The sequence below is a fragment of the Acinetobacter brisouii genome (assembly GCF_008993995.1).
In the GTDB taxonomy this organism is placed as follows: Bacteria; Pseudomonadota; Gammaproteobacteria; order Pseudomonadales; family Moraxellaceae; genus Acinetobacter; species Acinetobacter brisouii_A.
Window position 1 is genome coordinate 31665 of record NZ_BKNN01000005.1, and the last position, 12752, is coordinate 44416.

Sequence of the window (12752 nt, forward strand, 5' to 3'; positions counted from 1 at the left end):
AAGCACCTGCGACAACACAAACGGGTTTTGTGATTCCTGCGGCATTACAAGGTTATCAGCAAGATACCGCGATTTTTGCCACGCCACATGCACTGAAACTGGCTGCAAAGCACAATGTGAATTTGGCAAAAGTTTCAGGTTCAGGACGTGAAGGGCGTATTAGCGTACAAGACATCCAAACCGCAGTACGTGCTGCGGGCGGACAATGGGCTGATATTAAACATCAAGCCAGTGGTAAACCGTATAAATCCAATGTCGATGATAGTCAGGTTTTGGCAACACCCGTGGCGCGCCGTTTGGCGAAACAGTGGGGCATTAACCTGCATGATTGCCGTGTGTCGGGTTCGCGTGGACGCGTGTGTAAGGAAGATGTTGAAGCGCTGTATTATCGGGACAATCCAAGTACTGTGTGTGCTGAATCTGCTGCGACCAGTGCAGATGCGACACCGAAAAGTCAAGTCACTTCGATTGCCTTAAATGCCATGCGTAAAGCAATTGCTTCACGTCTGCAAGCGGCAAAACGCAATGCTCCGCATTTCCGTTTAACAGTGGATTTGAATGTTGAGGCGATGCAAAACCTGCGTAAGCAAATCAATGATAGCGTTCCGCAGGTGAAATTATCGATTAACGATATGTTGATTAAAGCGGCAGCCGCAGCATTGCTCAAAGTGCCAGAGGTCAATGTGCAGTTTGACGAAGCAACCCAGTCGATTTTGCAATTTGCTCAGGCCGATATTTCAGTGGCTGTGGCGATTCCTAATGGTTTAATCACCCCGATTGTCAAAGCAGCCGATCAAAAATCACTGTCTGAGATTTCAACTGAAATGCGCGATCTAGCAACTCGTGCCAAAACTGGAAAATTACAACCTGACGAGTTTCAGGGCGGTAGCTTTAGTATTTCCAATTTGGGCATGCTTGGCATTAAACAGTTTGATGCGATTATTAATCCGCCACAAGGCGCGATTATGGCACTCGGTGCATCTGAAGCGCGTGCTGTGGTTGAGCAAGGTGAAATCGTGGTTCGGGAAATGGTGACGGCAACTTTATCTTGTGATCACCGCGTGATTGATGGTGCAGTTGGGGCAAAATTTTTGGCAAGCTTCAAACAGTTTGTTGAAAATCCCGCCCTGATTTTGGTCTAGGAGAAGCCGCATGTCAGAAACACAATTTGATGTGGTGGTGGTGGGTGCAGGACCAGGAGGGTATGTGGCTGCCATTCGTGCAGCCCAGCTCGGGCTGAACACCGCGATTGTTGAAGCACAGCATTTAGGCGGGATTTGTCTGAACTGGGGCTGTATTCCGACCAAAGCCTTACTTGCGGGTGCAGAACTGGCAACCCAACTCAAACATGCGGGACAGTTTGGTTTTCAGGTGTCACAGCTTGAGTTTGATTTGCAACAACTGGTCAAGCATAGCCGTCAGGTGTCAGCACAACTGGTACAGGGCATTGCCCATTTGCTGAAAAAAAATCAGGTTACGGTGTTCGATGCCAAAGCCAAACTGATCGGCAAAGAAACCTTGCAACTGACCGATGCTAATGGAAAACAGCAAACTTTAACGGCACCGCACATTATTTTGGCGACAGGTGCACAGGCACGGCATTTGCCGCAGCTCCCTGTCGATAGCAAATATGTTTGGAGTTATAAAGAGGCCTTAGTTCCTGAGCAATTGCCAAAGCGTTTACTGGTGGTGGGTTCGGGTGCAATCGGCAGCGAGTTTGCCAGTCTGTATCAGGACTTGGGTTGTCAGGTCACACTGATTGATATCGCCAAGCAAATTTTACCGACTGAAGATGCTGAAGTTGCCCAATATGTGCAAAAACAGTTTCAGCAAAAAGGCATGCAGATACTCACTCAAGCCGTGATTCAAAGCATCAGCATTGTGAATGAACAAGTGCAATGTGTGATTAGTACTGCTCAAGGTGAACAGACACTTGAATTTGATCGGGTACTTTCAGCGATTGGGGTGCAGCCGAATACCCAAAATTTAGGATTGGAAGATTTGGGTGTGGAGTTAAATCCGCAAGGCTTTATCCAGACCGATAGCTTCTGCAAAACCAATGTTGTCGGGCTGTATGCGATTGGGGATGTCGCGGGCGCTCCGTGTTTGGCGCATAAAGCCAGCCACGAAGGTATTTTGTGTGTCGAAAAAATTGCAGGCGTGCAAGGTGTACATGCACTAGATCGTAGCCAGATTCCAGGGTGTATTTTTACCCATCCACAAGTCGCCAGTATCGGGTTGCATGAAGCGGCAGCGAAAGCCCAAAATCTACCGATTCATATTGGTAAATTTCCACTGTCTGCCAATGGTAAAGCATTAGCACTTGGCGATAGTGCAGGCTTTGTTAAAACTATTATTCATGCGGAAACAGGTGAATTACTGGGCGCGCACATGGTCGGGCATGAAGTTACCGAGCATATTCAAGGTTTTGCGATTGCCAAATATCTCGAAGCCACCGATGCAACACTGGCACAGGTCATTTTCCCGCATCCAACCTTATCGGAAGCGATGCATGAGTCGATTTTGGCATCTATGCAACGCGCGATTCATATTTAACTTTTTGACTCATCATTTGACGGATACAAAACAATGAAAGCAGCACGTTTTTATGACAAAGGGGATATCCGCATTGAAGATATTCCAGAACCAGAAGTCGCCGCAGGTACAGTCGGCATTCAGGTGGCATGGTGTGGCATTTGCGGCACTGACCTGCATGAATTTATGGAAGGCCCGATTTTTATTCCGCCGTGTGGTCATCCGCATCCGATTTCGGGTGAATCTGCACCAATCACGATGGGGCATGAATTTTCAGGCGTAGTCTATGCCGTTGGTGAAGGCGTGACGGATATTCAGATAGGGCAACATGTGGTGGTTGAACCGTATATCATTGCCGATGATGTGCCGACAGGCCCGGGTGAAAACTACCATCTCTCCAAAAATATGAACTTTATTGGGTTGGGCGGTCGTGGTGGTGGTTTATCTGAAAAAATTGCAGTGAAACGCCGCTGGGTACATCCGATTTCTAATGACATTCCACTTGATCAGGCAGCGCTGATTGAACCACTTTCGGTGGGACATCATGCCTATGTGCGAAGTGGTGCGAAAGCAGGCGATATTGCGTTGGTGGGTGGTGCTGGGCCGATTGGTTTATTACTGTCTGCGATTCTCAAAGCCAAAGGCTTAACCGTGATCATCACCGAACTCAGTAGCAAGCGCAAGGAAAAAGCCAAAGAATCAGGCGTGGCCGATTATATTCTCGATCCATCACAGGTTGATGTAGTCGCCGAAGTCATGAAAATTACCCAAGATCGCGGTGTCGATGTTGCCTTTGAATGCAGCAGCGTCAACAAAGTTTTAGATACCTTGGTCGCTGCAACCAAACCGACAGGTGTGATTGTGATTGTGTCGATCTGGAGTCATCCTGCCACTATCAATGTACATAGCGTGGTGATGAAAGAACTGGATGTGCGGGGCACGATTGCCTACGTGAATGATCATCAGGAAACCATCAAACTGGTTGAACAAGGTAAGATCAATCTTGAACCGTTTATTACTCAGCGCATTCAACTGGATGATTTAGTGTCACAAGGGTTTGAAACTCTGATTCACAACAATGAATCTGCGGTGAAAATTATTGTTCATCCATAAATATAGAGAACACTGACTTCTTTTAGTTAACCCCGATTCTTTGTGTTCAATCAAAGAAGATAGGATTGAGTTGAGAGAAGTCATGTAACTGTTATGATTGAAATTAAAAGAAAAAGACAGGCTTTCCTGTTGTAAATTTAGTGTTTAACTCCAACCGCTGAATCAAGCGGTTTTTTTATTTTTAGAATATGACGGCATGAAAATAGAAAAGTGGCTTGTGGACTAAAGTCAATCAAAAATGATTTGCGGGGATGTGAAAGTTAATTTATATTTATTTAATAATGATACGATATGTATCGTTTTAAATAATTAAAAAGCTCAGGATAGCTTCGTTGTCATATCAATTAATCCGCTTCTCGTCGTGAATGAGGAGAGTGATGAGTTGAAAGATTATGATGATGCAATAGAGGGAAACTATGTCACACCATATTGTTTTACCACGTATTTTAGAAATTGGGCGTAATGCTCGAAGTCAGTTGCCCGATATTTTGGCATCATTAGGGGCAAGCAAACCCTTAATTATTACCGACCGTGTCATGCTGTCTTTGGGTTATGTCGATCAATTACAGGCGATTTTGGCTCAAGCCAATATCTCAACCGACTACTTTGCCGATACCATTCCAGAGCCGACCGCCAGCTCGATTGCTGCGGGTGTCGAAAAAGTTCAGTCTCAAGATTACGATGCGATCATTGCAATTGGTGGTGGCAGTGTCATTGACAGTGCCAAAGCGATTGGCATTTTAGGAAAATTTGGTGGAGAGATCCGCGACTACAAATTCCCACGTCAAGTGAATGAAACAGGTTTGCCGATTATTGCGATGCCCACCACCGCAGGCACAGGCTCGGAATGTACCAAATTCACGATTATTACCGATGATGCCACGCATGAAAAAATGCTGTGTACGGGCATTGGCTTTTTGCCAGTTGCTGCGATTGTCGACTATGAACTAACACTGAGTTTACCTGCGCGTACCACCGCCGATACAGGCATTGATGCACTGACACATGCCATTGAAGCTTATGTCAGTAAAAAAGCCAATCTATACAGTGATTCACAAGCACTCGCAGCGATGAAATTGATTGGTCAAAACCTGATACAAGTCTATTTGCATCCTGAAGATGCCACCGCACGTGAACAGATGATGCTTGGTGCGACCTTGGCAGGGATCGCATTTTCCAATGCTTCGGTGGCTTTGGTACATGGTATGAGCCGACCAATCGGAGCATTTTTCCATGTGCCACATGGGCTTTCCAATGCGATGTTATTACCGATGATCACGGCTTATTCGATTGAAGCTGCACCTGAGCGTTATGCCACCTGTGCCAAGGTGATGGGTGTTGCAGAACCCAATGATGCGACAGATCTTGCTAATCAAAAACTGGTTGCTGCACTAGAGCAGATCAATCGAGAACTCAAAGTGCCGACTTTGGCAGAATTTGGGGTCAATAAAGCTGATTTCGATGCCGTGGTTGAAACTATGGCAGAACAAGCTTTAGCATCGGGTTCGCCAAACAATAATCCTGTTGTACCTAGCAGCGAAGAAATGGTACAGCTTTATCAAAAATTATGGCTGTAAATGGCTTATTTTTAAAATCAACAATGATCTCAGAATCACAACGAGGAACTCCCACAATGGACATGATTGGTCACTTTATCCAAGGCAAACTGTGTTACGACCATGCACGTACCCAAGCCGTTTATAACCCGTCAACAGGCGAGCAAAGCAAAGAAGTTGCGATTGCCAGTGTTGAAACGGTGGAGCAGGCGATTGCCGCTGCACAAGCCGCTTTTCCTGAATGGCGTGATACCCCTGTAATTAAACGTGCGCGTGTCATGTTTAAATTTAAAGAATTACTCGAACAACATGCCGATAAAATCTGTGAGTTGATTGGCGCTGAACATGGCAAGATCGTGCATGATGCTGCGGGCGAATTACAACGCGGTATTGAAAATGTGGAATATGCCTGTGGCGCACCCGAATTTTTAAAAGGTGAATTTAGCAAAAATGTCGGGCCATCGATTGATTCATGGAGTGAGTTTCAACCGCTTGGTGTGGTCGTAGGGATTACCCCATTTAACTTCCCTGTGATGGTGCCGCTGTGGATGTTCCCGATGGCAATCGTCTGTGGTAACTGTTTTGTCTTGAAACCGTCAGAAAAAGATCCATCTTCAACACTGTTTCTTGCTGAATTGTTGAAACAGGCAGGTTTACCAGATGGCGTGTTTAATGTGGTGAATGGTGACAAAGTTGCAGTCGATACTTTGCTGCACGATCGCCGTGTACAAGCGGTGAGTTTTGTTGGTTCAACTCCGATTGCCGAATACATTTATCAGACTGCAACTTCGACAGGTAAACGCTGTCAGGCACTCGGCGGTGCGAAAAACCATGCGATTGTGATGCCAGATGCCGATCTTGAAAATGTCGTCAGTTCATTGTTGGGTGCAGCATTCGGTTCATCGGGTGAGCGTTGTATGGCGTTATCGGTTGCAGTTGCAGTGGGTGATGAAACAGCCGATGCCTTGGTACAACAGCTTAGTGAACGTATGCAAGGTTTAAGATACGGACACTTTGCCAATAAAGACAATGACTTCGGTCCAGTCATTACCGCAGAGCATAAAGCTAAAGTGATCGGACATATTGATAGTGCCGAGCAGCAAGGCGCAACGGTGGTGGTCGATGGCCGTCATGCTGCACCTGAAGGCTATGAAAATGGTTACTTTGTGGGTGCAACTCTGATTGATCATGTGAGCCCAGACATGCTCAGCTATAAGCAGGAAATCTTTGGCCCTGTGCTACAAGTGATTCGTGTTGCGACCATGCAAGAAGCCATGCAACTGATTAATGATCATGAATATGGCAATGGCACATGTATTTATACCCGCGATGGGGAAGCTGCACGTTACTTTACCGATCATATCCAAGTCGGGATGGTTGGGGTGAACGTTCCGCTGCCTGTACCTGTGGCTTACCATAGTTTTGGTGGTTGGAAACGCTCATTGTTTGGTGATTTATATGCCTATGGTCCAGACGGTGCACGTTTTTACACGCGCCGTAAAACCATTACCCAACGTTGGCCATCGAGCAATGTTCGCGAAGGCGTACAATTCTCAATGCCAACACTGAATTAATCGAATACAGATTATCCTTGCTGAATCAATTGACTGAGTTCCTGTGCTGCCTCGCGTAGCACAGGTTTATACACCATCAAATCCTGTAATGACTTACGAATTGTGGGTGCATGGGTATATAGGCAAGCCACGATTTCTTGTTGTGCATTTAAAATCGGTACAGAACACGCCACCATGCCTGCGATAAATTCTTCATTATCTGTTCCGAGTTGCTGCTCAAAAATTTCTTGTAAATTCTGCTCTAACGCAGTTTTGTCAATCAAGGTATTTTTCGTCATTTGCTCAATCGGCAAATGTTTCAGCACATTCGTCCGACGTTCTTTTTCTAAATAACTTAAAAACAGTTTACCGCTCGATGTACACCATAATGGAACTTTTGAACCTACAGGTAAATAGACTTGCAAGGGCCAGTTGGTTTGTACCCGATCGGTGTAGAGCATTTCATTGTCTTGTAAAATCGCAATGCCACAAGTTTCGCCAATCTGATTGGATAGCTTTTGCAAAATGGCAAGCCGTTCAATTTTCTTGGGTTCCTGATTCCATGAACTGATGAGCAGTGCATGAGTTCTTCGCCCGACAATATAACCGCCATAAGTATCGAGTTTAATAAACCCTTCTTTTTCTAAGGTCTGTAATAAACGGTGAATGCTTGGTTTTGGAATATCGAGGGCGATGGCCAAATCGAGAGGAGTAGGAGGATGTTGTGCTATTGCAATGGCCTCGATAATTTCGAGTACACGTGTAATCGACGATCCTTTTTTCTTGATTTGATCTGCCACTTGTCCTGCCTTATCCTTAAATCGAATGTAAAAAAGCTGTATATTTTTCAATATACAGCTTTGAAAATATTCAGTAAATGAAATTTTATACGGTGAAATCTTCACCCAAATAAACTTCACGAACTGTGGTATTTTCCAGAATCTCTTGTGCTGTACCCTCAGCAATCACAGAACCTTCACTGACAATGTAAGCTTTCTCACAAATTGCCAGTGTTTCACGCACGTTGTGGTCTGTAATTAACACGCCAATACCACGATCTTTCAGGTTTTGAATGATTTCTTTAATATCACCAACAGAAATCGGGTCAACCCCTGCAAAAGGTTCATCAAGCAGCATAAATTTAGGGTTGGCTGCCAAGGCACGTGCAATCTCGGCACGACGGCGTTCACCACCAGACACGCTCATGCCTAAAGAATCTTTAATATGACTGATTTTAAAGTCATCGAGCAGTTCTTTCAGGCGTTGTTCACGCTGAGCTTTGTTCAGGTCTTTACGCGTTTCCAAAATCGCCATGATATTTTCACCAATGGTCAATTTTCTAAAAATCGAAGCTTCCTGTGGCAAGTAGCCAATGCCTTTACGTGCGCGCTCGTGCATGGCAAAGTGCGATAAATCTTGGTCATCTAGATAAATCTCACCTTTGTCCATACGAACCAAGCCAACCACCATGTAGAAACTGGTGGTTTTACCCGCACCATTTGGCCCGAGCAAACCCACAATTTGACCACTGTGCATTTCAAAAGAAACGTCTTTGACGACCCAGCGTTTACTGTAGTTTTTGGCAAGATGACGAATGCGAAGCTTTTGTGGTTGATTGATGAGGGCATCACTCATTTACTTTTTGCTCCTGGCATTGATTGTGATGCATTGGGTGGAATCACAATCTGTACACGACCTTTATTTTGGCTTGCACCTGTAGAGGTTGCAGCACCGCCAGATGAGCTTCCGATGGCTTCAATATCGCCTTTGTTCATGCTGTAACGTAAGATTGCGCCGCGCAGACTAGCACCATCTTGATTGACATAGGCATTGCCACTGAGCGTAATAATTCCTGTATCAGCATTGTAAACAATTTTTTGACCTTCACCATGTGCTAAACCTTTGTTGACATCCATTTTCTGTTGAAAACGTGCAGGATGACCGTTGGCTGTAATAGTGCTGATTTGACGACTTTTATTGAGTTGTGCTGTGACTGAATCGGCTTGAAGTTTCATGGAGCCTTGTTCAATCACCACATTGCCTGTATAGGTGGTATAACCCGTTTTATCATTATAAGTTGCACGGTCTGCAACCAATGAAATCGGTTGATTACGGTCTGTTGGTAATGCAAATGCTGACATTGCCGTACTAGATAGGGCTCCTAAAATGACAACATTGAAAACCGCTTTAATAGATGAATGTTTATGATTTAGGAGCATAGTTTCCTCGAATATTGAAAAACTCGTATTGTCCTGAGTTTAAGTCTGCTTTTAAGCCATGACTTATAAACTGGCTTTGAGAAGAGTCAACAGTGACTTCATGAGTCGTTTCTAACTGTCGAGTTTTCGGATAGCCAGTCAATTGATCAGTCTTTAGAGTCATAACGCCTTGAGTGGTATTTTTGTGGGCAACTACGTTGCCAGACAATATAATCTTTTGATTATCGTCATAACCATCGGCACGTGAAGCCGCATAAGTGGCATCAACCTTACCATGACTATAAGTAGTCGCATTGAAGTTATATAACTGAGATGTATTATTTTGTTTATTTTGTCGCATCTCATCAACTGAAGCGCGTGCCGAAACATACCCTTGTTGATCGGTTTGGGTGATTTTAACGTCTTTGGCTGCATAGGTCATATTACGTGCAGCATTGACATCGAGCTTTTTGCTTTTACCGCTATAGTAATAGTAACCACCGCTTATGGTTCCTATTACAATCGCTGCGATATATAAAGTTTTAGTATCCATAAGTATAGTTTATCAAACAAATGCTACTTAATGCGGGACAGCAGTGAATTTTTCAAGTAATTCTTGATAAACACCTTGGGCTTGTAGCAGCATATCGCACACTTCACGTACAGCACCACGTCCACCCATCGCTTGAGTCACCAAATCTGCGCGACGACGCACTTCAACGTGACCGTTTGGAACAGTGACTTTCATGCCTGCAATTGCAAATGCAGAAAGGTCTGGCCAGTCATCTCCCATATATAAACAGTCTTTTGGCAATAGGTTGAACTGCGCACATGCTTCACGAAGTGCTACACCTTTGTCTTCACGACCTTGGAAAACCAAATCGACTTTCAGGTCAGACATGCGTTTTTCTACGATATTGCTTTTTCGTCCAGTGATGATGATGACTTTTAGACCCGCTTGTTGAGCGAGTTTCATGCCTAAACCATCACGAATATCGAAAGATTTGATTTCATCACCCGTGTTCGTAAAGGTGACAAAACCATCACTTAAAATACCATCGACATCTAAAACCAAAGCCTTAATGTGGCTTGCTTGTTCTAATAACACATAAGATGCCATGTTTTATGCTACTCCTGCTTGAATAAGGTCATGCATGCTGATAACACCAATGACTTTATCTTCTTGATCAGTGACAATACATTGATTAATTTTTTTATCACGTAATTGTTCAAGTGCTTCTACGGCACGGGCATGCTTAGAAATTGTAGCAGGATGATGAGTCATGACTTCGGCAACGGGCATATTGAGATTAATATTACTTTGTTTGCTGAGTAGGCGACGCAAGTCACCATCGGTAAAGACACCTAATAATTGATCATTTTCATCTGTAATCGTGGTCAGACCTAAACGTTTTTCCGTCATTTCATACAGAACATGACTCATTGGCGCTGTTGGTAAAACTTTAGGAAGATCCTTTCCTTTATGCATTAGATGTTCTACATGGAGTAATAGGCGTTTACCCAAAGCGCCTGCAGGATGTGAACGTGCAAAATCATCCGAGGTAAAGCCGCGTGCCTCTAGTAAAGCAACAGCTAACGCATCACCCAACGCCAGTGTCGCTGTGGTACTTGAAGTTGGTGCAAGACCTAGCGGACAAGCTTCATCAGCCGCACCAAGCGTCAGTGCCACATCTGCATTTTGTGGCATTGGGCCTTGAATATCGCGGCTAATGGTAATCAAAGGTACACCTAGATGTTTAATCAGAGGCATGAGCATCATGATTTCATCACTTTTCCCAGAATTTGAAATAGCAATGAGAACATCACCTTTGACTAGCATACCCAAGTCACCATGACCTGCTTCACCCGGATGCATAAAGAAAGATGGCGTACCTGTGGAAGCAAAAGTCGCTGCCATTTTACGACCAATATGCCCAGATTTTCCCATGCCTGTAACAACTAAACGACCTTTGCACTGTAAGATAATTTCACAGGCTTTTACAAAACGTTCATCAATTTGTGCGGCTAAAACGTCAAGGGCTTGCTGTTCAATTTTTAAAGTTTCTAAAGCGACTTTTTTAAAATCAATTAGATTCATGATATTGATGGAATTCAAAATTAACTACCTTACCAAAATATAGGAAATATATTGAGGATGTGACTTCATAATAGCGCCCATTTTAGCACAAATAATCTTATTACAAATTTGGCTTACGCAGCCAAGATGCTTATCTTATATTTTTTAGGGATAAAACTTTGTGAAATATTGTGCATCAGTTATGATGAGGCATCTTTAGTTTGAACATTTGAAGACTTTATATGCAACCCTTTGTTTTATATAACTCTGAGCAACGTAAAAAAGTTGAATTTGTACCCCGTAAAGCAGGGCATATCGACATGTATGTTTGCGGTATGACCGTTTATGACTATTGTCATATTGGGCATGCTCGAGTCATGGTTGCATTTGATTACATTATTCGTTTTTTACGTAGTCAGGGTTGGAAGGTTAAATACGTACGCAATATCACCGATATTGACGACAAAATTATTAAACGTGCCAATGAAAATGGCGAAAGCATCACCGCATTGACCGATCGTTTTATTCAGGCAATGAATGAAGATGCTGAAAATCTGGGTTGTTTGCACCCAGATGAAGCACCACGTGCAACTGAATACATTGACCAGATGCAAAGCATGATTGGGAATTTGGTGGATAATGGCACAGCGTATCCTGCAAGTAATGGCGACGTTTACTTTCAAGTTGAAAAGTTTGCAAAATATGGTCGTTTGTCGGGTCGTAAGCTTGAAGATATGCAAGCAGGCGCTTCAGAACGTGTCGATGTAGACGTCGAGAAAAAGCATCCATTTGACTTTGTGCTTTGGAAACATGCCAAAGAAAATGAACCTGCTTGGGCTTCACCTTGGGGGCAAGGTCGCCCAGGTTGGCACATCGAGTGTTCAGCAATGTCAACCTGCTGCCTCGGCAATCATTTTGATATTCATGGTGGTGGTTCTGACTTAATGTTCCCGCATCATGAAAATGAAATTGCACAAAGTGAAGCATCAACAGGCGAACAGTACGTGAATTACTGGATGCATGTCGGCTTTATTAATGTCGATGGTGAGAAAATGTCGAAGTCTTTAGGCAATTTCTTTACCATTCGCGATGTGATGGACAAATTCCATCCTGAAGTCATCCGTTACTTTATCGTGTCGTCACATTACCGTAGCCCAGTCAATTTCTCGGATGTGGCATTAAAAGAAGCGAAAACTGCGCTCAGCCGTTTCTACCATTCATTTAAGGCGTATCAGCAAGCTTATGGCGAAAAAACCGTTGAAACTTTAGATCAAGCACTGGTTGAGCGTTTTAATGCTGCTATGCGTGATGACTTTAATACGGCTGAAGCCATTGCGGTATTGTTTGAAGTCAACAAAGAACTGAACCGCGCGGTGAAAGAAGAAAATGCTGAACAGGCAGCGGTTTATTATTCAACCTTACGTCATTTGACTAACATTCTAGGTTTGGTACAGCACAATGTTGAGGACTTCTTAAAGTCAGATATTGGTCAGGAAGCTTTAGGATTGTCTGAAGAACAAATCGAAGATTTGATTCAGCAACGTCAAGATGCCAAAAAAGCCAAAGATTTTGCCAAAGCGGATGCAATTCGTCAGTCATTGCTAGATCAAGGTGTGGTTTTGGAAGATACTCGTCAAGGGACTGTTTGGCGTCGTGCTGATTAAATCACCACTTGGACACCAAAAGAGTTGACAGCTTTTTGAAACACTCTATAATGCGT

The 12752-nt window shown here is 43.9% G+C and carries 11 protein-coding genes and 1 pseudogene; 6 read left to right on the forward strand and 6 right to left on the reverse strand.

Annotated elements, in window-relative coordinates:
• Positions 1-35 precede the first annotated feature (35 nt).
• From GBN19_RS02460 to GBN19_RS02480, 5 genes and pseudogenes are all read left to right on the forward strand, one after another.
• Positions 36-1142 (forward strand): annotated as a pseudogene (locus tag GBN19_RS02460) (2-oxo acid dehydrogenase subunit E2); the annotation flags it as partial.
• A 10-nt stretch (positions 1143-1152) separates the two neighbouring features.
• Complete coding sequence (gene lpdA, locus GBN19_RS02465; protein WP_151777027.1) at positions 1153-2556, forward strand: dihydrolipoyl dehydrogenase; 1404 nt, start codon at positions 1153-1155, stop codon at positions 2554-2556.
• Between the two features lie 33 nt (positions 2557-2589).
• Positions 2590-3648: a 2,3-butanediol dehydrogenase gene (locus tag GBN19_RS02470; protein WP_151777028.1), complete on the forward strand. Its 1059-nt coding sequence runs from the start codon at positions 2590-2592 to the stop codon at positions 3646-3648.
• A gap of 416 nt (positions 3649-4064) precedes the next feature.
• Entirely contained in the window at positions 4065-5225 is a 1161-nt protein-coding gene (locus GBN19_RS02475; RefSeq protein WP_151777029.1) for an iron-containing alcohol dehydrogenase, read from the forward strand.
• A gap of 56 nt (positions 5226-5281) precedes the next feature.
• Positions 5282-6778 carry a CoA-acylating methylmalonate-semialdehyde dehydrogenase gene (locus tag GBN19_RS02480; RefSeq protein ID WP_151777030.1) on the forward strand — a complete coding sequence of 499 codons (1497 nt, stop codon included), beginning with the start codon at positions 5282-5284 and terminating at the stop codon, positions 6776-6778.
• An 11-nt stretch (positions 6779-6789) separates the two neighbouring features.
• Here the strand turns inward: GBN19_RS02480 and GBN19_RS02485 are convergent, their stop codons facing one another.
• From GBN19_RS02485 to GBN19_RS02510, 6 genes are all read right to left on the reverse strand, one after another.
• Positions 6790-7545: an IclR family transcriptional regulator gene (locus GBN19_RS02485; protein ID WP_151777059.1), complete on the reverse strand. Its 756-nt coding sequence runs from the start codon at positions 7543-7545 to the stop codon at positions 6790-6792.
• Between the two features lie 97 nt (positions 7546-7642).
• Entirely contained in the window at positions 7643-8392 is a 750-nt protein-coding gene (gene lptB / locus GBN19_RS02490; RefSeq protein WP_151709209.1) for an LPS export ABC transporter ATP-binding protein, read from the reverse strand.
• Positions 8389-8976 carry a lipopolysaccharide transport periplasmic protein LptA gene (gene lptA / locus GBN19_RS02495; RefSeq protein ID WP_151709210.1) on the reverse strand — a complete coding sequence of 196 codons (588 nt, stop codon included), beginning with the start codon at positions 8974-8976 and terminating at the stop codon, positions 8389-8391. The genes lptB and lptA overlap by 4 nt, the downstream gene beginning before the upstream one ends.
• Positions 8960-9508, reverse strand: coding sequence for an LPS export ABC transporter periplasmic protein LptC (gene lptC, locus GBN19_RS02500; RefSeq protein ID WP_151709211.1), 549 nt, complete (start codon positions 9506-9508; stop codon positions 8960-8962). Before lptC ends, lptA begins: the two co-directional genes overlap by 17 nt.
• Before the next feature lie 27 nt (positions 9509-9535).
• Positions 9536-10075 (reverse strand): KdsC family phosphatase, encoded by a 540-nt coding sequence (locus GBN19_RS02505; RefSeq protein WP_151709212.1) that lies wholly within the window; start codon positions 10073-10075, stop codon positions 9536-9538.
• A gap of 3 nt (positions 10076-10078) precedes the next feature.
• The gene (locus GBN19_RS02510) at positions 10079-11053 is read right to left on the reverse strand and encodes a KpsF/GutQ family sugar-phosphate isomerase (protein ID WP_151777060.1); all 975 of its coding nucleotides are present in this window, start codon (positions 11051-11053) and stop codon (positions 10079-10081) included.
• Between the two features lie 221 nt (positions 11054-11274).
• Between GBN19_RS02510 and cysS the strand changes: the two genes are divergently transcribed.
• Positions 11275-12696 (forward strand): cysteine--tRNA ligase, encoded by a 1422-nt coding sequence (gene cysS / locus GBN19_RS02515; protein ID WP_151777031.1) that lies wholly within the window; start codon positions 11275-11277, stop codon positions 12694-12696.
• Positions 12697-12752 lie beyond the last annotated feature (56 nt).